The 20,089-nt window shown below is 56.0% G+C and carries 16 protein-coding genes and 1 riboswitch; of the genes, 5 read left to right on the top strand and 11 right to left on the bottom strand.

The genetic code is table 11. The features are described 5' to 3' along the window. Positions 1-163: 163 nt before the first annotated feature. From rluA to araB, 6 genes are all read right to left on the bottom strand, one after another. Positions 164-823, bottom strand: coding sequence for a bifunctional tRNA pseudouridine(32) synthase/23S rRNA pseudouridine(746) synthase RluA (gene rluA, locus M987_RS09240; RefSeq protein ID WP_014068869.1), 660 nt, complete (start codon positions 821-823; stop codon positions 164-166). A 12-nt stretch (positions 824-835) separates the two neighbouring features. Continuing rightward, positions 836-3,742 (bottom strand): RNA polymerase-associated protein RapA, encoded by a 2,907-nt coding sequence (gene rapA / locus M987_RS09245; protein ID WP_014068870.1) that lies wholly within the window; start codon positions 3,740-3,742, stop codon positions 836-838. A gap of 127 nt (positions 3,743-3,869) precedes the next feature. Further along, positions 3,870-6,227 carry a DNA polymerase II gene (gene polB, locus M987_RS09250; protein ID WP_014068871.1) on the bottom strand — a complete coding sequence of 786 codons (2,358 nt, stop codon included), beginning with the start codon at positions 6,225-6,227 and terminating at the stop codon, positions 3,870-3,872. 74 nt (positions 6,228-6,301) lie between these two features. Then, entirely contained in the window at positions 6,302-6,997 is a 696-nt protein-coding gene (gene araD, locus M987_RS09255; RefSeq protein WP_014068872.1) for an L-ribulose-5-phosphate 4-epimerase, read from the bottom strand. Positions 6,998-7,049: 52 nt separating this feature from the next. Further along, entirely contained in the window at positions 7,050-8,552 is a 1,503-nt protein-coding gene (gene araA, locus M987_RS09260; protein WP_014068873.1) for an L-arabinose isomerase, read from the bottom strand. Positions 8,553-8,562: 10 nt separating this feature from the next. Continuing rightward, positions 8,563-10,272 (bottom strand): ribulokinase, encoded by a 1,710-nt coding sequence (gene araB, locus M987_RS09265; protein ID WP_014068874.1) that lies wholly within the window; start codon positions 10,270-10,272, stop codon positions 8,563-8,565. Between the two features lie 336 nt (positions 10,273-10,608). Between araB and araC the strand changes: the two genes are divergently transcribed. After that, the gene (gene araC / locus M987_RS09270) at positions 10,609-11,454 is read left to right on the top strand and encodes an arabinose operon transcriptional regulator AraC (protein ID WP_014068875.1); all 846 of its coding nucleotides are present in this window, start codon (positions 10,609-10,611) and stop codon (positions 11,452-11,454) included. Positions 11,455-11,582: 128 nt separating this feature from the next. Continuing rightward, positions 11,583-12,350 carry a DedA family protein gene (locus tag M987_RS09275; RefSeq protein ID WP_014068876.1) on the top strand — a complete coding sequence of 256 codons (768 nt, stop codon included), beginning with the start codon at positions 11,583-11,585 and terminating at the stop codon, positions 12,348-12,350. A 43-nt stretch (positions 12,351-12,393) separates the two neighbouring features. Here the strand turns inward: M987_RS09275 and thiQ are convergent, their stop codons facing one another. From thiQ to sgrR, 4 genes are all read right to left on the bottom strand, one after another. Then, positions 12,394-13,095 (bottom strand): thiamine ABC transporter ATP-binding protein ThiQ, encoded by a 702-nt coding sequence (gene thiQ / locus M987_RS09280; RefSeq protein ID WP_014068877.1) that lies wholly within the window; start codon positions 13,093-13,095, stop codon positions 12,394-12,396. Continuing rightward, a complete protein-coding gene (thiP, locus tag M987_RS09285) occupies positions 13,079-14,689 on the bottom strand; it encodes a thiamine/thiamine pyrophosphate ABC transporter permease ThiP (RefSeq protein WP_014068878.1) in 1,611 nt (536 codons plus the stop codon). Before thiP ends, thiQ begins: the two co-directional genes overlap by 17 nt. Continuing rightward, the gene (thiB, locus tag M987_RS09290) at positions 14,665-15,648 is read right to left on the bottom strand and encodes a thiamine ABC transporter substrate binding subunit (RefSeq protein WP_014068879.1); all 984 of its coding nucleotides are present in this window, start codon (positions 15,646-15,648) and stop codon (positions 14,665-14,667) included. The genes thiP and thiB overlap by 25 nt, the downstream gene beginning before the upstream one ends. A gap of 31 nt (positions 15,649-15,679) precedes the next feature. Beyond that, positions 15,680-15,780: riboswitch (TPP riboswitch) on the bottom strand. A 36-nt stretch (positions 15,781-15,816) separates the two neighbouring features. Next, positions 15,817-17,472 carry an HTH-type transcriptional regulator SgrR gene (gene sgrR / locus M987_RS09295; protein WP_014068880.1) on the bottom strand — a complete coding sequence of 552 codons (1,656 nt, stop codon included), beginning with the start codon at positions 17,470-17,472 and terminating at the stop codon, positions 15,817-15,819. 88 nt (positions 17,473-17,560) lie between these two features. Here sgrR and sgrT point away from each other — a divergent pair, with 88 nt between their 5' ends. The 3 genes from sgrT to M987_RS09310 all read left to right on the top strand — a co-directional run bounded on the left by sgrT (position 17,561) and on the right by M987_RS09310 (position 19,383). Further along, positions 17,561-17,713 carry a glucose uptake inhibitor SgrT gene (gene sgrT / locus M987_RS09300; protein WP_014068881.1) on the top strand — a complete coding sequence of 51 codons (153 nt, stop codon included), beginning with the start codon at positions 17,561-17,563 and terminating at the stop codon, positions 17,711-17,713. 120 nt (positions 17,714-17,833) lie between these two features. Then, positions 17,834-19,012, top strand: coding sequence for a sugar efflux transporter (locus tag M987_RS09305; RefSeq protein ID WP_014068882.1), 1,179 nt, complete (start codon positions 17,834-17,836; stop codon positions 19,010-19,012). A gap of 218 nt (positions 19,013-19,230) precedes the next feature. Beyond that, positions 19,231-19,383 carry a Hok/Gef family protein gene (locus M987_RS09310; protein ID WP_014068883.1) on the top strand — a complete coding sequence of 51 codons (153 nt, stop codon included), beginning with the start codon at positions 19,231-19,233 and terminating at the stop codon, positions 19,381-19,383. A gap of 92 nt (positions 19,384-19,475) precedes the next feature. Here the strand turns inward: M987_RS09310 and leuD are convergent, their stop codons facing one another. Further along, the gene (gene leuD / locus M987_RS09315) at positions 19,476-20,081 is read right to left on the bottom strand and encodes a 3-isopropylmalate dehydratase small subunit (RefSeq protein ID WP_014068884.1); all 606 of its coding nucleotides are present in this window, start codon (positions 20,079-20,081) and stop codon (positions 19,476-19,478) included. Between the last annotated feature and the right edge of the window lie 8 nt (positions 20,082-20,089).

The following is a 20,089-nucleotide window of genomic DNA, read 5'->3' on the forward strand; positions in this document are numbered from 1 at the left end:
ACGGGATTGTTAAGGGGGCGCGATAGCCCCCTTAACACGTTCACCGCAGCGGATTATGCAGGTAGCAGGAAAGTCTGAGTGAACGGAACGATGCCACTAAAATAACAGAGCGGCTTAATACCGCTTAACTGACAAGCATTACCGACACTGTCGGGCCATTTTTTTAGAAGTCTACCGGAGCCTTAAACGTCATAGCATTACCGAAAACCGGATGGGTAATAGTCAGCGTCTGGGCATGGAGTTGCAGTCGTGGAGCCATCGCCAGCGCTTCTGGCGGCGCGTAGAATCGGTCACCCAAAATCGGATGCCCCATGGCGAGCATATGCACACGCAGCTGGTGAGAGCGTCCGGTAATCGGCTTTAACAAGACGCGCGCGGTGTTATCCGGCGCGTACTCCAGCACTTCATACTCGGTTTGCGCGGCCTTGCCGGTTTCATAACACACTTTCTGCTTTGGCCGATTCGGCCAGTCGCAGATCAGCGGTAAATCAACCAGCCCTTCTTCCTGCGCCGGGTGACCCCAGACGCGCGCCACGTACTGCTTTTTCGGCTCGCGCTCGCGGAACTGCCGCTTTAACTCGCGCTCAGCTTCTTTGTTAAGCGCCACCACAATCACGCCGCTGGTTGCCATGTCCAGACGATGTACGGACTCTGCCTGCGGATAATCACGCTGAATACGCGTCATCACGCTGTCTTTGTGCTCATCAAGACGTCCCGGCACGGACAACAAGCCGCTAGGCTTGTTGACCACCATAATGTGTTCATCCTGATACAGAATGACCAGCCAGGGCTCCGTCGGCGGATTGTAGGGCTCCATAACCATTTTGCGCTCCGATTACTGATGCGTCACAACGATGAGGCGCAGGGCATCCAGACGCCAGCTGGCCTGATCCAGGCTTTCCATGACCTGCTGGCGGTTGCTTTCAATCGCTGCAAGTTCATCGTCACGGATGTTTGGGTTCACCGCTTTCAGCGCTTCCAGACGGGAAAGTTCAGCAGACAGCTTTTCGTCAGCTTCGCTACGCGCAGCATCAATCAGCGCTCTGGCCGCTTTTTCTATCTGGCTTTCACCCAGTTGCAGAATGCTGTGCACGTCCTGCTGCACCGCATTCACCAGCTTGCTGCCGGTGTGGCGGTTCACCGCGCTCAGCTGGCGGTTAAAGCTCTCGAACTCGACCTGGGCTGCCAGGTTGGTGCCGTTTTTGTCCAGCAGCAGACGCACAGGCGTTGGCGGCAGGAAGCGGGTGAGCTGAAGCTGTTTTGGCGCCTGCGCTTCAACAACGTAAATCAGCTCGACCAGCAGCGTACCCACTGGCAGCGCCTTGTTTTTCAACAAGGAAATGGTGCTGCTGCCGGTATCGCCAGAGAGGATCAGATCCAGGCCGTTGCGAATAAGCGGGTGTTCCCAGGTAATGAACTGTGCATCTTCGCGGGACAGGGCAACATCACGCTCAAAGGTGATGGTGCAGCCATCTTCCGGCAGACCCGGGAAATCCGGGACCAGCATATGATCGGACGGCGTCAGGACGATCATGTTCTCGCCGCGATCGTCCTGGTTGATCCCGACGATGTCGAACAGGTTCATGGAGAAGCTGATCAGACTGGTGTCGTCATCCTGCTCTTCGATGCTCTCAGCGAGCGCCTGTGCTTTCTCACCGCCGTTGGAGTGGATCTCCAGCAGACGGTCACGGCCCTGCTCAAGCTGGGCTTTCAGCGCGTCATGTTTTTCGCGGCAGGATTTAATCAGATCGTCAAAACCTTCTGTCTCTTCCGGCGCCGCCAGATAACCGATCAAATCGCTGTGAACCTGATCGTAAATGGTACGGCCCGTCGGGCAGGTATGTTCGAAAGCATCCAGACCTTCGTGGAACCACTGCACCAGTACGGACTGGGCGGTTTTTTCCAGGTAAGGCACGTGGATCTGAATGTCGTGCGCCTGGCCGATACGATCCAGACGGCCAATACGCTGCTCCAGCAGATCCGGGTTAAACGGCAGATCGAACATCACCAGGTTGCTGGCGAACTGGAAGTTACGGCCTTCGGAACCGATTTCGGAACACAGCAGAACCTGCGCGCCGCTATCCTCTTCGCCAAACCATGCTGCTGCACGGTCACGCTCAACGATGGACATGCCTTCGTGGAATACCGCAGCGCGGATCCCTTCACGTTCGCGCAGCACTTGCTCCAGCTGGAGCGCGGTTGCCGCTTTGGCGCAAATAACCAGAACCTTCTGCGAACGGTGCGCAGTCAGATACCCCATCAGCCACTCAACGCGCGGATCGAAGTTCCACCATGTGCCGGTATCGCCTTCAAATTCCTGGTAGATCTGTTCCGGGTAGAGCATGTCGCGTGCGCGCTCTTCCGCAGTTTTACGCGCCCCCATAATCCCGGACACTTTGATCGCCGTCTGGTACTGGGTTGGCAGCGGCAGCTTGATGGTGTGCAGTTCGCGTTTCGGGAAGCCTTTCACACCGTTACGGGTGTTACGGAACAGCACGCGGCTGGTGCCGTGGCGGTCCATCAGCATGTCGATCAATTCCTGACGCGCCGAGCCGGCATTGTCACTGTCGCTATTTGCAGCCTGCAACAGCGGCTCGATATCCTGCTCGCCAATCAGATCGCTCAGCGTATTCAGTTCGTCATTAGAAAGATGTTTACCTGCCAGCAGCAGCGCAACGGCATCGGCGACCGGGCGATAGTTTTTCTGTTCTTCAACGAACTGCTCAAAATCATGGAAACGGTTTGGATCCAGCAGACGCAGACGGGCAAAGTGGCTTTCCAGACCCAGCTGTTCCGGCGTTGCGGTCAGCAGCAGCACGCCAGGCACGCGCTCGGCGAGCTGTTCAATAGCCATGTACTCACGGCTTGGGGCATCTTCGCTCCAGACCAGGTGGTGCGCTTCATCGACCACCATAATGTCCCATTCGGCATCACACAGGTGCTCAAGGCGTTGCTTGCTGCGGCGCACGAAGTCCAGCGAACAAATCACCAACTGTTCCGTTTCGAATGGGTTATCCGCATCATGCTGGGCTTCGGCATAGCGTTCGTCGTCGAACAGGGAGAAACGCAGGTTAAAGCGGCGCAGCATCTCAACCAGCCACTGATGTTGCAGCGTTTCAGGAACGACAATCAGCACACGCTCAGCCGCGCCAGAGAGCAGCTGTTGATGCAGGATCATCCCGGCTTCAATGGTTTTACCCAGACCCACTTCATCCGCCAGCAGTACGCGCGGTGCATAACGACGACCGACGTCATGGGCGATGTTCAACTGGTGCGGGATAAGGCTGGTGCGCTGACCGCGCAGGCCGCTCCACGGCATCCGGTACTGTTCACTCTGGAACTTACGGGCGCGATAGCGCAGTGAAAAGCGATCCATGCGGTCGATTTGCCCGGCGAACAGGCGGTCTTGCGGTTTGCTGAAGACCAGTTTGCTGTCGAGCAGCACTTCGCGCAGGATGACATTGGCTTCGTCAGTGTCCAGACGAGTACCAATGTAGGCGAGCAGTCCATTCTCTTCTTTTACGTCTTCAACCTTCAGCTGCCAGCCATCGTGGCTGGTAACGGTGTCGCCCGGATTAAACATCACGCGGGTAACAGGGGAGTCATTGCGAGCGTACAGGCGGTTCTCACCGGTTGCAGGGAAGAGGAGGGTGACCATGCGCGGATCTATCGCAACCACGGTTCCCAATCCAAGTTCGCTTTCTGTATCGCTGATCCAGCGTTGACCAAGTGTAAAAGGCATATATGTTCGGCTCTAATCTTTAATTGCAGGCAATAGTTCGACCACCGTCAAAAAGACAGTCATCGAAAAATGGGTCCGGGAGTGGAAAGGGCGCTATGGTACTGGATGGCAGCGATTTCGTCACGCGTCAAAATAGGCCAAGTTGCCCTGTCACTAGTGTAGCAAAATCGTCGTCGATGAAGGGCAAAATTCCTTCCGCAACGGGCTGAAGCTGGCGAGTCAGGTAATGCTCGTAGTCAAGTGGCGATTGCTGATAATCCACGGGTTCCGGGCCGCTGGTGGTCCAGACGTATTTGATGGTTCCCCGGTTCTGATACTGCTGAGCACGCCCGCGGCGGACGTTCTCTTCGTCGGCCAGCCGCGCTGCGCGAACATGTGGCGGCACGTTACGCTGATACTCCGCCAGCGGGCGGCGCAGGCGCTTACGATATACCAGTTGGTCATCCAGTTCGCCGGCCATCAGACGGGCTATGGTTTCTCGCACATAGTCCTGATAGGGCTCGTTGCGAAATACCCGCAGATAGAGCGTTTGCTGGAACTGCTGCGCCAGCGGCGTCCAGTCGGTGCGTACTGTTTCCAGCCCTTTAAACACCATGCGCTGTTTTTCACCTTCCTGGATTAACCCTGCATAACGCTTCTTGCTGCCCTGGTCGGTACCGCGAATGGTCGGCATCAAAAAACGGCAGAAATGGGTTTCAAATTCCAGCTCTAAGGCGCTGGTTAACCGCTCTTTTTGCAAATGGGTTTGCCACCAGTCGTTCACGAAAGCGACCAGCGATTTGCCAATCCGCGCGGCGTCGTCTTCGGAATGTGCCCCTTTCAGCCACACGAAGGTGGAGTCCGTATCGCCATAGATGACGTCATATCCCTGGGATTCAATCAGCGCTTTGGTCTGACGCATTATTTCATGCCCGCGCATGGTAATAGACGACGCCAGGCGTGGATCGAAGAAGCGGCAGGCGCTGGTGCCCAGCACGCCATAAAACGCATTCATAATGATTTTCAGCGCCTGGGAAAGCGGTTTGTTGCCGTGGCGTTTGGCCTCGTCGCGCCCGTGCCAGATTTGCCCCACAATTTCCGGCAGGCAATGCTTCTCGCGCGAGAAATGCGCCCCGAGAAAGCCTTCGGTGCTGTGCACATCATCCGGTTGCGCCATGCCCTCGACCAGCCCTACTGGATCGATAAGAAAGGTGCGGATAATCGACGGGTACAGGCTTTTGTAATCCAGCACCAGCACCGAGTCGTATAGCCCCGGTCGGGAATCCATGACATAGCCGCCAGGGCTGGCCTGCGGGGGGATTTCACCGAGGTTTGGCGCAACATAGCCCGCCCGGTGCATCCGGGGAAAATAGAGGTGACCAAACGCCGCAACTGAGCCGCCGTGCCGGTCGACGGCCAGGCCGTTCACCGTGGCGCGCTCCAGCAGGAAAGGCATGATCTCCGTTTTGTGGAAAATCTGCGTTACCAGCTCACAATCTTTCAGGTTGTAAGTGGCGAGCGCCGGTTTGTTTTCATTAAAGCGCCGGTCAATTTCGTCCATCCTGTCCCACGGATTGTCGATGGATTTACCTTCACCGAGCAGCTCCTGTGCCACCGCTTCCAGCGAGAAAGAGGAGAAATTCCAGAAAGCGGATTTCAGGGCTTCAATGCCGTCGATTATCAGGCGCCCGTTGGCCTGGGCGAAGAATACGCCGTTTTTAAAACCATGTTCGCGCCATTCGATCTCAGTGTTACCGCGCCCCAGCATCAGCGGAATTCGGTACCGTTCGGCGTGTTTTTGCAGCACCCGCAGGTCGAACTGCACCACGTTCCAGCCGATAAGCACGTCGGGGTCGTGCTCGGCAAACCACTGATTCAGTTTTTCCAGCAGCTGAGGGCGGCTATTGACGTACTCAAGCTGAAAATCCAGCGCGGTGGCATCGCCATTTGGCGGCCCGAGCATATAGACAACCCGTTGCCCGCAGCCTTCAAGACCAATGCAGTACAACTCGCCGTGGCGAGTGGTTTCGATATCCAGCGAGACCCATTTGAGTGGTGGACGATAGTGCGGGTTCGGTTTCAGGCGCGCATTGACCAGCCTGGCGCCTTGCAGAGTGCCATCGACCCAGACGGGGGCGGTAATAAAGCGTTCCATCAGAAAGCGTTCAGGTGGACGAACGTCGGCTTCATACAGCGTGACGCCGGCCTCGCGCAGCAGTTTTTCATAGCGCATCAGCTGACGATGGGCGCGGCAATAAAGACCGTAAACCGGCTGACGATGGAAATCTTTAAGCTCAAGCGGGGTGATGCGCCAGCCGTTTTCGCCTCGTAACAGCTGTTTGGCTTTTTCAACCTGAGGTTCGGGGATAAAGGCCACGGACTCTTGCGGCGGCAGCGTGACGTTCAGCGGGCCGTTATCCGTCGCCAGCCAGAACTCAACTTCCGTCCCCTGAGGTGTATCCCGCCAGTGTCGGGTCAGTAAAAAGCCTTCTTGCGCCTGCGCCACGCCGATATCCCATAAAACAAAACCAGGCCTGATTATAGCCTGGTTGCGTGTTTTGTGCTGGGTATATATACAGCTTATTGTCCGTAATAGGCTTTCGCGCCGTGCTTACGTAGGTAATGTTTGTCCAGCAGCGTTTGCTGCATATCCGGTAACTGCGGCGCCAGCTGGCGGCAGAAGATCCCCATATACGCCACCTCTTCGAGAACGATAGCGTTATGCACGGCATCTTCGGCGTTTTTTCCCCAGGCAAACGGGCCGTGGGAGTGCACCAGTACACCGGGCATTTGTGCCGCATCGATTCCCTGTTTTTCGAAGGTTTCAACGATAACGTTGCCGGTTTCCCATTCGTACTCACCGTTAATTTCTGCATCGGTCATTAACCGGGTGCAGGGAATGGTGCCGTAAAAGTAATCTGCGTGAGTAGTGCCGGTTGCCGGAATGGACTGACCCGCCTGCGCCCAGATAGTGGCGTGGCGTGAATGGGTGTGAACAATACCGCCAATGGTCGGGAATGACTGATACAGCAGGCGATGGGTTGGCGTATCGGAAGAGGGCTTTTTCTTCCCTTCAACCACTTCACCGGTGGCGATACTGACCACCACCATATCCTCCGCCGTCATCACGCTGTAATCGACGCCGGAAGGTTTGATAACAAATACGCCTTTATCGCGATCAACGGCGCTGACGTTACCCCAGGTCAGGGTAACGAGATTGTGTTTCGGCAGCGCCAGGTTGGCTTCAAGCACCTGACGTTTGAGTTCTTCTAACATGCAATCCTCCAGGAAAAGAGGCCTGCCCTGCGGCAGGCCAAAGGTTCCCCTGTTAACGTTTTGAACCGTAATAAACTTCGTTCCAGCGCAGCGCGTCTTTGAACGCTGGCAGGCGGGTGTCGTTATCGATAACGGTCAGTTCGATGTCGTGCAGTTCAGCGAACTGGCGCATGTCATTCAGATTCAGCGCGTGGCTGAACACGGTGTGGTGTGCACCACCGGCAACGATCCAGGCTTCAGACGCCGTTGGCAGATCCGGCTGTGCTTTCCACAGCGCGTTGGCTACCGGGAGTTTAGGCAGTGAGTGTGGTGTTTCGACGGCATCCACGCAGTTCACCAGCAGACGGAAACGATCGCCCAGATCGATCAGGCTGGCGTTAATGGCCGGGCCGGTACGGGTGTTGAAGATCAGGCGCGCCGGATCGGCTTTGCCGCCGATGCCGAGGTACTGAACGTCGAGGATCGGTTTCTCATCAACGGCGATCGAAGGACACACTTCCAGCATGTGAGAACCCAGCACCAGATCGTTGCCGTTCTCAAAGTGGTAGGTGTAGTCCTCCATGAAGGAGGTGCCGCCCTGTAGACCGGTTGACATCACTTTCATGATGCGAAGCAGGGCGGCGGTTTTCCAGTCGCCTTCACCAGCAAAGCCGTAGCCCTGCTGCATCAGACGTTGTACGGCCAGGCCTGGCAGTTGTTTCAGGCCGTGAAGATCTTCAAAGGTGGTGGTGAAGGCATGGAAACCGCCCTGTTCCAGGAAGCGTTTCATCCCCAGTTCAATGCGCGCTGCATCCAGCACGTTCTGGCGTTTGTCGCCGTGGATTTGCGCTGCCGCCGTCAGGCGATAGCTGCTTTCGTATTCATCAACCAGCGCGCTCACGTCGCCATCGCTGATTTCGTTCACAACCTGCACCAGGTCGCCCACCGCCCAGGTATTTACGGAGAAGCCAAACTTGATCTGCGCAGCGACTTTATCGCCATCGGTAACGGCCACTTCACGCATATTGTCGCCAAAACGCACCACTTTCAGGTGACGGGTATCTTGTTTAGAGACCGCCTGACGCATCCAGGAGCCGATACGTTTTTGTGCGTGCTGATCCTGCCAGTGGCCGGTGACCACCGCATGTTGCTGGCGCATACGCGCGCCGATGAAGCCGAACTCACGGCCGCCATGCGCGGTCTGGTTCAGGTTCATAAAGTCCATATCAATGCTGTCCCACGGCAGGGAAGCGTTGTACTGGGTATGGAACTGCAACAGCGGTTTGTTGAGGATAGCCAGGCCGTTGATCCACATTTTGGCTGGCGAGAAGGTATGCAGCCACACCACCATCCCGGCACATTTGTCGTCGTAGTTCGCGTCGCGGCAGATGTTGGTAATTTCATCTGGCGTGGTGCCCAGTGGTTTCAGCACCAGTTTGCAGGGCAGTTTGGCTTCTGCATTCATCGCGTTAACGACATGTTCTGCGTGTTTCGTGACCTGTTGCAGCGCTTCCGGCCCATACAGATGCTGGCTGCCAATGACAAACCACACTTCATAATTATTAAAAATGGTCATTATCGTGTCCTTAATGTGTCAGGGTTGCCGGAGTGTCCGCGGTGTGTTTGGCCGGGGCGGCGACAGGGAGATAGTGGAGTTCGGCGCTTTTCGACCATTGCTGGTAGCGCTGATAAAGTTGCTCAAAGCGTTGGGCCTGCTGGGTGCGCGGCTGAAGCGTGTTTTCAACGGCACTGGCCATATGCTGCTGCGCGGTCGGGATATCGGTGTGAACCCCTGCGGCCACGGCGGCGAAAATCGCCGCGCCCAGGGCGCAGCACTGATCGGAGGCCACAATTTGCAGCGGACGGTTTAAGACATCGCAGCAGGCCTGCATGATCACCGGGTTTTTACGGGCAATACCGCCCAGCGCCATGACGTTGTTAACGTCGATACCTTGCTCGGTGAAGCACTCCATAATGGCGCGCGCACCGAAAGCGGTTGCCGCAATCAGGCCGCCGAAGAGAGCCGGTGCGTCAGTCGCCAGGTTGAGGTCGGTAATCACCCCTTTCAGGCGCTGGTTGGCAAACGGCGTACGGCGGCCGTTAAACCAGTCGAGCACGACCGGCAGATGATCAAGGGACGGATTTTTTGCCCAGGCCTCGGTGAGCTGTGGCAGCAGTTGTTTTTTGCTTTCGGCAATCTGCGCTTTCAGTTCCGGATGTGCCGCTGCCAGTTGATCCAGCGGCCAGCCGAGCACGCGGCCAAACCAGGCGTAGATATCACCAAACGCAGACTGGCCGGCCTCCAGGCCGATGAAATCAGGTACTACGCTGCCGTCAACCTGGCCGCAGATGCCTTTCACGGCGCGCTCGCCGACGCTGGCTTTATCCGCCGTCAGGATGTCGCAGGTCGATGTACCGATGACTTTCACCAGCGTGTTCGGCTGCGCACCTGCGCCCACGGCGCCCATATGGCAGTCAAATGCGCCGCCGGAAATCGCCACGTTTTGCGGCAGGCCCAGGCGCTTCGCCCACTCTTCACAGAGTGTGCCCACCGGGATGTCTGCGGTAAAGGTGTCGGTAAACAGCGGGTATTTCAGGTTCTGGTTGATGACCGGGTCAAGCTCATCGAAGAACGCCGCCGGTGGCAGGCCACCCCAGCTTTCATGCCACAGTGATTTATGCCCGGCGCTACAGCGGCCACGACGAATATCCTGCGGGCGCGTCGTGCCAGAGAGCAGCGCCGGAACCCAGTCGCAAAGCTCAATCCATGACACGGCAGCCTGTGCGACAGCACGGTCAGCACGCGTCACGTGCAAAATCTTCGCCCAGAACCATTCGCTCGAATAAATGCCGCCGATATAGCGCGAGTAGTCGGTTTTACCTGACTGATGGCACAGACGGGTGATGGCTTCAGCTTCTTCAACGGCGGTATGGTCTTTCCACAGCACGAACATGGCGTTCGGGTTGTCGGCGAACTCAGGACGCAGCGCCAGTACGCGGCCTTCAGCATCCACTGGCGCAGGCGTTGAGCCGGTGCTGTCGACGCCAATACCGACGATTTGCGCCCGCTGGGTGTCGTTCAGTTCGCCCAGCACGGTTTTGATCGCCGCTTCCATTGATTCGATGTAGTCACGGGGATGGTGACGGAACTGGTTGTTTGGCGCATCGCAGTAGCGCCCCTCTTGCCAGCGCGGGTACCACTCAACGCTGGTTGCTATTTCCTGGCCGGTCGTACAGTCCACTGCCAGTGCGCGAACCGAGTCGCTGCCAAAATCGAGGCCAATCGCAATTGCCATGGTGTTGCTCCATCAAAAAACAGGTATGAAAGAACATTAGAGATTGAGGGGAAAAATCGTCAGGCAGGATCCGCTAATCTTATGGACTAAATTGCTGTTGCGATTGAAAGTGTGACGCCGTGCAAATATTCAATGTGGACATTTCTGCCGCACTTATAGACACTTTTGTTACTGCTTATCCGCACGTGTCGACGGAGAAATCAGGGGCAAAAGCTGAAATTGGGCGGACGTAAAAGAAGCGTGATGCTTTTTGGATCTTTTCGCGGGCCGTTTTTATACTGCTTTTATCGATATGGACAATTGGTTTCCTTAAAGACCGTTGGGAGTACTGAATCTATGGCCGAAACGCAAAGCGATCCCTTACTGCCGGGCTACTCGTTTAACGCCCATCTGGTAGCGGGACTGACCCCTATCGAGGCCGAGGGTTATCTCGATTTTTACGTTGACCGACCGCTGGGGATGAAAGGATTTATTTTGAATCTCACCGTGCGGGGTGAGGGGGTGATTAAAAATAACGATCAGCAGTTTATCTGCCGCCCTGGCGATATGCTGTTGTTTCCGCCGGGAGAGATTCACCACTACGGGCGTCACCCCGATGCGAAAGAGTGGTATCACCAGTGGGTTTACTTCCGCCCGCGGGCCTACTGGCAGGAGTGGCTCTCATGGCCTGCTATTTTTGCCCATACCGGTTTCTATCGCCCGGATGATGTCCATCAGTCCTTATTCCGGGAGCTGTTTGCGCAGATTATTGAAGCGGGGCAGGCAGGCGGGCGCTACGCCGAACACCTGGCTATTAACCTGCTGGAACAGGTGTTGCTACGACGCATGGAAGCGATTAATGAATCGCTTAACCCGCCGCTTGATAACCGCGTGCGTGATGCCTGCCAGTACATTAGCGACCACCTTGCGGACAGCCAGTTTGATATTGCCAGCGTCGCGCAACACGTGTGTCTGTCGCCGTCCCGGTTATCGCACCTGTTCCGCCAGCAACTGGGGGTGAGCGTTCTGAGCTGGCGCGAGGATCAACGTATCAGTCAGGCTAAGCTGTTGCTCAGCACAACCCGGATGCCAATCGCCACCGTAGGGCGCAATGTGGGCTTTGAAGATCAACTCTATTTCTCGCGCGTCTTTAAAAAATGTACCGGGGCCAGCCCGAGTGAATTCCGCGCCGGATGTGAATGAAACGTAAAATAAGATAAACGATCAGGTGAAGTTTGGTGACTGCCAGTAAACTATTCAGACAATTGTTGTCTTGACGTGGTGAGGGGCTCTTTGCAGAATCCCTGCTTCGTTTTCTGACCGGAATAGTTATGCAGGCATTGCTGGAACATTTTATTACCCAGTCCGTTATGTATTCGCTCATCGCCGTTGCGCTGGTGGCGTTCCTGGAATCGCTGGCGCTTGTCGGGCTGATATTACCTGGCACCGTGATGATGGCGGGGCTTGGTGCGTTAATCGGTAGCGGTGAGGTTAACTTCTGGCAGGCATGGCTGGCCGGGATTGTGGGGTGCTTGCTCGGGGACTGGATCTCTTTCTGGCTGGGCTGGCGCTTTAAGAAACCGCTGCATCGCTGGTCGTTCATGAAAAAGAATAAAGCGCTGCTGGATAAGACCGAGCACGCGCTACATCAGCATAGTATGTTTACCATTCTGGTCGGGCGCTTTGTTGGCCCAACCCGTCCGATAGTACCGATGGTGGCCGGGATGCTGGATCTGCCCGTGACCAAATTCGTGGTGCCGAATATTATCGGCTGCGTGTTCTGGCCGCCGTTTTACTTCCTGCCGGGGATCCTGGCCGGCGCGGCGATTGATATTCCTGCCGATATGCAAAGCGGACAATTCAAATGGCTGTTGCTGGCAACGGCAATGCTGCTGTGGCTGGCGGTATGGCTGTGCTGGCGCCTGTGGCGCAGCAGTAAAGCGGGAGTGGATCGTCTGACGCGCTACCTTCCTCGCCAGCGGTTAATCTGGCTGTCTCCCCTGATGCTCGGCATTGCGGTTGTGGCGCTGGTCGCGCTGATTCGCCATCCGCTGATGCCGGTGTATGGCGAGATCCTGTTGAAGGTTGTAAGCCGTTAAGGTGTTTTCCCTCTCCCTGTGGGAGAGGGGCAGGGTGAGGGCATCAGACCGCACGAATGCCCAGCAATGAGGATGCCCCCGCTTTACCGCTAAGCAGTTCTTCTGTTTCACCATCCCACATAATACGTCCCTCCGCGATCACCACCGATCTCGGCGCAATGCGTGCGGCATCTTCGATGCTGTGAGAAACCATCAGCATGGTGAGCTGCTGGTGCTTGCAGACGTCCTGCACCAGGGTGAGCATCTCCTGGCGCAGCGCCGGGTCGAGTGCGGAAAACGGCTCATCAAGCAGCAGTACCGGCTGTTCACGCACCAGACAGCGGGCCAGGGCAACGCGCTGGCGCTGGCCGCCAGACAGCTCACCCGGCAGCCTGTCGATAAACGCTGTTAACCCCATCTGCACGGCGATGGTGTCCAGTTTCTGACGCTGTACGGCGTTGAGTTTTAGCCCCGGGTTCATCCCCAGCGCGATGTTTTGCCACACCGTCAGGTGGGTAAACAGGTTGTTTTCCTGAAACAGCATCGACACCGGGCGTCGTGCCGGTGGCGTGTAGGTATGATCCTGGCCTTCAATGAGAATCGACCCGCTTGCCGGTTGCAGGAAACCGGCAACCAGGTTAAGCAACGTGCTCTTTCCGGCTCCGCTTGGGCCAAGCACGGCAATCATCTCACCCTGTCGCGCGGAAAGGGTGAAACGCATTGGCAGATGCTGGTAAAGCCAGGTGACATCAATCAGTTTTAACATCGCGCCCCGGGAGTTTTTCGATAACGGTAAATAAGGCAAAGCACAGCAGCAGAAGTAACAGTGCCGTCACGGCGCCATCCTGACTGCGATAAGAGCCAATTTGCTGGTACAGCCAGAATGGTAGCGTGCGGAAATCATCATTACCAAATAACGCCACAACGCCAAAATCACCAATCGACAATACGCTGGCGAAGGCTAACGCCTGTGCCAGCGGGCGCTTCAGCGCGCGAAGTTCTACAACTTTCAGCCGCTGCCAGCCCTGCATTCCCAGAGACTGACACAACAAACTGTAGCGGCTGTTGATATCGCGCATGGGGTTTTCCAGCACCTTGAGTGCATAGGGAATAGCCATCAGCGCGTTGGTGAAAATCACAATGCCGTCTGCGCTTTCGGGCAGGCCAACGGTGGTGTTGAAGAGTAAAAAGAAACCTGTCGCCAGCACAATACCGGGCATTGCCAGAATCAACATGCCTGTCAGTTCCAGGGCTTGTCCGGCTTTGCGCGCCTGGCGAGCATAAAGCTCGCGGCTACTCCAGAGCAACATCATGGTCAGGATAACGCACAGCAACCCCGCCGCCATCGCGATTCGTAATGAGGTAAAGGTCGCCTGCCAGAGCACCGGCTGTTGTAATACGGCCAGGATATTCAGGTTCAGGCCATCCACCACCACCGCCAAAAGAGGCGGCAGCAGAAGCAAGAGCGCCAGCGTAATCAGTGCGAAATCGGTGAGGCGGCTGTGCAGGCTATCCTGCGGATCGCGCCAGCCTGAAATCTGATTCGCCCCAGTCGGGATGGCTTTGCTCAGTCGCTGGCTCAGGAATACCAGCACCAGGCAGCAGAGCATCTGTACGATCGCCAGTAGCGCCGCGCGCCCGGGATCGTAGTCGTAGCTCAGGGCCTGGTAGATAGCCAGCTCAATCGTGGTGGCCTGCGGGCCGCCACCAAGCGAGAGCACGGTCGCGAAGCTGGCAAAACAGAGCATAAAGATCAGGGCGGCGACCGGCGGAATTTGCCGACGCAGCCAGGGCCATTCGACGAAACGGAAGAACGACCACCCGCGCATATCCAGCTGGGCGGCAAGCTGGCGTTGCTCGCCGGGGATACTCTCCAGCGCCTGCAAAAAGAGCCGTGTGGCCATCGGCATATTGAAAAAGATGTGTGCCAGCAGAATGCCTTTCAGCCCGTAAGGGGAGAAGGTCCACTCCAGGCCCAGCAGGGTAAAGAGCGAGGCCAGCCAGCCCTGACGGCCATAGACGCTGAGAATACCGAAAACGGCGACCAGCACGGGCAAGATCAGCGTCATCGCGCACAGGCGCAGCAATGCCTGTCTGCCGGGAAACCGTCTTCGGTAAAGTGCTCGTGCCAGAAAAATGGCGGGAATAACCGACAGCAGCGCCGAGAGAAACGCCTGCCAGAAAGAAAAACGAATGACGTGCCAGAGATAGCTATCGTGCCAGAGAGAGATCAGGTCGCTCTCTGGCGCGTTTAACCATAACGCAAGAAATGCCCCCAGACTTACCGCAACCATCAGGATGGCGGCGAGCAGTCCGGGGATTAACCAGCCTGCAATTAACGGCTGACGGCGCGTTGCCATTCACTTACCCATGCTGCACGCTGTGCAGCAACCTGCTGCGGCGTAAACTCCAGTGAGGTTTGCGGTTTAGCAAGCTGATCAAAACCTGCCGGTAGCGCAACGTGGGTGACTGGGTACATCCAGTTGCCCGTTGGGATAGCATTCTGGAACGCAGGAGAAACCATAAATTTCAGAAACTTCTCTGCCAGTTCCGGCTGCTTGCTGGCGGCGGTACGTGCTGCCACTTCAACCTGCAAGTAGTGGCCTTCAGCAAAGTTTGCAGCCGCGTAGTTGTCTTTCTTCTCGGCAATAATGTGGTAAGCCGGAGAGGTGGTGTAGCTCAGCACCAGGTCGCTTTCCCCTTTCAGGAACAGGCCATAGGCTTCACTCCAGCCTTTCGTGACGGTGACGGTTTTCGCGGCCAGCTTCTGCCAGGCTTCCGGCGCTTTATCGCCATAGACTTTTTGCATCCACAGCAGCAGGCCGAGACCTGGAGTACTGGTGCGCGGATCTTCGTAAATCACGCGCCATTTCTGATCGCTTTCAACCAGCTCTTTCAGGCTTTTTGGCGGGTTCTTCAGCTTGTTTTTGTCATAAACAAAGGCAAAGTAGCCGTAATCAAAGGGAACGAAGGTGTCGTTTTTCCAGCCGCCAGGGACATTAACGGCATCGGTTGCCACGCCGCTTTTGGCAAACAGCTTCGTTTGTGTGGCGGCGTCCAGCAGGTTGTTATCAAGGCCAAGCACCACGTCGGCTTTGCTGTTTTTCCCTTCCATACGCAGACGGTTAAGCAGCGAAACGCCATCTTCCAGCGCGACAAATTTCAGCTCGCAGTTACAGTTGGCTTCAAAGGCTTTTTTTACCACCGGGCCTGGGCCCCAGTCAGCCGAGAAAGAGTCGTAGGTGTAGACCGTCAGAACAGGCTTAGCAGCAGCAGGCAGTGCAAACAGCACCAGCAGAGGAAGAACTTTTTTTAACACTTTGCACCTCATAGTTGAGTGGCAAAGGATTTTGAGCGACAGCCTCAAATCCCTTCGCCGGCGTTATCCGGATCAGGTTCGACGGGTATTATCTCAGCGCACATCAGTGATGCAGCACCCCGTTGAGAACGGCGGTATTGTAATGATTTGGTGAATATTACGAAAGTGTTATGGCTCAGGCGGCGCAAACCAGGCAGATTTGAAGTCAAACCAGCCCAGCGTGTTCATGCGTAAGCCGCGCATACTGCGCTGCCCCTGTATCATCAGCCAGTGGTGGATCAACGGCACAATGGCCTGCTGCGCCAGTAATTGCTGGCACCACGAGGCCAGATTCATCTCACCTGCGCGCCACTGGGCGGCGTCTTGCTGCCAGTCCCGGTCGATACAGTGCTGGATCAACGGCACCTCGTACAGGTGCGAAAAGAGCGAGAAATCGAGCGGCAGGGTGAAGTTTGCACTGTTCAGCCAGATGTCGCTTACCACATCGCCGCGGTGCCACTCGTCATAATCTACTTCCTGGATGTCCAGCCGGACACCTTCGGCGGCCAGCAACTTGCTCATGATCCGGGCGATAAAGCGGTGTTCCACGTGCTCGCGGTAATAGGTCAGGGTGATCGACTCCAGCCCGGCGGGCTTTTCGCCGTGAATCGGCCGGGCGTGGTGCCAGCGCGGGAGCAGACCGTAGGCCGGGAACCAGTAGGTCTGGTATTGCTCCTCAGCCTGATAGATAAGATTGGCCGGGGAAAGGACATGACTCACCCATCTGCGCACGTCGTGGCTGGCACCACGGTGGCTGCGGGTGTCAAACAGCAGGTAATAGCAGCCCTCTTCCAGACGGCTTTCAACCGCTTTTTCTCCTTCGGTTGGCCCTTCCAGCGTTAATCCACAGCTCAGCTCCTCGCTGATATCAGGCAGAACCCAGACGTTGACTTCATCGATCAGCGCGCGATAGCCAAAGTAGTCGTCAAAAGCGCGAATTTTCAGCTGGTTGTTGGTATTGCGCGTTACCGCGTAAGGGCCTGTTCCCACGGGCTGGCTGGCAAAATGGGGCAGGGAATCCCATTCACGCGGCAGGATCATCGACGGGACATAACCCATTAGCCACGGAAGCCACTGGTCAGGCTGGGACAGTTCGATATCAACAGTCCATGCCGTTGGGGAGTGGATCCGAGAAATGTGACCGTAAAGGGGAAGCGTGCATGCCCGCTGAAGCGAATCGATGACGTCGCTTATCTCCAGCTCACGACCGTGGTGGAAATGGATGCCGGGGCGTAAAAAAAAGCGCCAGTGAAGAGGGGAAAGTTGCTGCCAGTGGTGAGCAATATCGGCTTCCAGTTCCCCGTTTTCCTCATTTATGCGCGTCAGGCCACTGAAAATTTGTCGCGCCATATGGGTTTCAGAACGCCGTAACGCGGTGCCGGGTAACAGATTTTTCATTGGTCGATAGTAGAGCACCCGTAGAATATGCCGCCCCTGGCGAAAGCTTCGCCCGAGATGCGAAACCAGCATCTGACGTACGGCCGCCTTGTCGCCCACCAGTTGCACCAGTTGATCGATTCGGTCCTGCTCCAGCAGGTCTTCCGCGCGCTGCTGTTGCAGCGCAAGGCCGGTGTAGAGGAAGGTCAGGCGTGAACGTTTACCGCGCCCAGCCTCTGCTTCCCAGTTCAGCCAGCCCTGCTGTTGCATGGTGTTCAGCAACGTACGCATATGGCGGCGAGAGCAGCTCAGTAAATCGGCCAGCTCATTCAGCGTGGTGTCCTGGGATTGCCCCTCGCAGCATTGCCAGAGGCGGATAAATTGTTGTTGCAGACGACCAGAAGGCATAAAAGGGGAACTCCTGACAAAAAATCAGCAATTTATTTATCCCTATATTAAGCCAATAATTCTTCCCGATGAAGCGAGGAGGTAAATTATGAAGAGGTCTACCGCACGTCAGTTTTATCAGCAGTATTTTTCAGCGACAAAGGGAGTGTCCTGGCTGGCCCGCCAGTGTGCAGAGCAACGGCTGAAAATTTTGGAAGAATTGATGCAGTGGGATGTTACGAAATCGACCTCTTCTCGCTAACTCGCCTCGATCATGTGTGACTGAGTATTGGTGCTAATCACCCGCCAGCAAAATGTTTTTGCTGGCTTTTTTCGTTTACTATCTCACCCAATTTCGAACCGCTTTCACAAGGATTTGCGTATGCTCTGGTTGATGACGATGGGGCGACGCCTGAATGGCGTGTATGCCGCATTTATGCTGGTGGCTTTTATGATGGGTGTGGCGGGGGCGCTTCAGGCGCCTACGCTGAGCCTGTTTCTCAGCCGCGAAGTAGGGGCACAGCCATTCTGGGTTGGCCTGTTTTACACCGTCAACGCCATTGCCGGGATCTTGGTCAGCCTGTGGCTCGCTAAGCGTTCTGACAGCCAGGGCGATCGCCGAAAGTTGATTCTGTTTTGTTGCGCCATGGCCATCGGTAACGCCTTGCTGTTTGCCTTTAATCGTCACTATATGACGCTGCTCACCTGCGGCGTGCTGCTGGCGGCGCTGGCCAATACTGCCATGCCGCAGCTGTTTGCGCTGGCCCGTGAGTATGCGGACAGTTCTGCCCGCGAAGTGGTGATGTTCAGCTCGGTGATGCGTGCGCAGCTCTCTCTCGCGTGGGTTATTGGCCCCCCACTGGCATTCATGCTGGCGCTGAGTTATGGCTTTACGGTCATGTTTTCGATCGCGGCAGGGATTTTTGCCATCAGCCTTGTCCTGATTGCCTTTGCGCTGCCTTCTGTTGCAAGGGTTGAGCAAACGCCAGACAAACTGGTTGCTCAGGTCAGCGGCTGGAAGGATAAAAATGTCCGGATGCTGTTTATCGCCTCCACGCTGATGTGGACCTGTAACACCATGTATATCATCGATATGCCTTTGTGGATCAGCAGTGAGCTGGGTCTACCGGACAAACTTGCGGGCATCCTGATGGGGACGGCCGCAGGGCTTGAGATCCCGGCGATGATTCTGGCGGGTTACTACGTTAAGCGCTTCGGAAAACGCCCAATGATGATTGTCGCCGTGGCGGCGGGGGTGTTGTTCTATCTGGGGCTTATCTTCTTCCATTCGCGCGAGGCGCTGCTGGCGTTGCAGTTGTTCAATGCCGTGTTTATCGGGATTGTTGCCGGGATAGGGATGCTCTGGTTCCAGGATTTAATGCCGGGGCGTGCGGGTTCGGCCACGACGTTGTTTACGAACAGTATTTCAACCGGTGTGATACTGGCAGGGGTGATTCAGGGGGCAATTTCGCAAAGCTACGGGCATGGGGCAGTGTACTGGATGATTGCGGCGATATCGGTCGTGACGCTGGGGCTGACCTGCCGGGTGAAAGATGTCTGAATCTGGAAGGCGGCTTCACGAAATCAAACGACTTTCTGACAGGTGCTCATAAGGCGCATAGAGTGCGTGGCGGGTGCTTGAGGCTGTTTGCCTCACGCTTTCGCAAGAGGCAAACAGTGGAGAGTCCCACATCAAATAAAACTGATGGGGAGACAAACTTCACAACCCACATTGCGAGGTTAGTCTCTTCATCGCCGAAAAGCAATAAGGAGGCTGGAATGCCAAAACGTACTCTGCTGTTAAGTTTGTTTTTGATCTGTACGACGCTATTGATCTTCACCTGGATGGTGCGCGACTCGCTGTGTGAGCTGCACTTCAGACAGGAGAAAACAGAGCTGGCGGCAGTGTTGGCTTACGAAGCAAAACGTTAGCGGTGTTGGCGGGGGAAGGTTCCCCGCCTCTCCAGAGTGGTTGAGCCTCAACGCACCCTTATCAATGGCCCGCGCGCTGCGGGCCATTGCCTTTAGCGCATAAACGCAGGCTGTTTTTTCTCGTAGGCCGAAATGGCGTCTTCATGCTGCAATGTCAAACCAATGCTGTCCAGACCATTGAGCATACAATGGCGGCGGAAGGCATCAATACTAAAGCCATAGGTTTTATCACCGGCTTTAACCACTTCAGCTTCCAGATCCACTTCAAATGAAATGCCCGGGTTTGCCTGAACCAGGCTGAACAACTCGTCAACCTGCTCATCGCTGAGCGTGACAGGCAGTAACTGGTTGTTAAAACTGTTGCCGTAGAAGATATCGGCAAAGCTTGGTGCGATTACGACTTTAAAGCCGTAGTCAGTCAGCGCCCAGGGAGCGTGTTCACGTGATGAACCGCAGCCAAAGTTTTCCCGGGCCAACAGAATCGATGCTCCCTTATATTCCGGGAAGTTCAGTACGAATTCCGGGTTAGGGACTTCACCTTTATCGTCCAGGAAACGCCAGTCATTAAACAGGTGAGCGCCAAAACCTGTGCGTGTCACTTTCTGTAAAAACTGCTTAGGAATGATTGCATCGGTATCTACGTTGGCCGCATCCAGTGGGACAACCAGGCCTGTATGTTGGGTAAATTTCTCTGCCATGATTGTCT

It is taken from the genome of Enterobacter soli ATCC BAA-2102 (genome assembly GCF_001654845.1).
Lineage (GTDB): Bacteria > Pseudomonadota > Gammaproteobacteria > Enterobacterales > Enterobacteriaceae > Enterobacter > Enterobacter soli.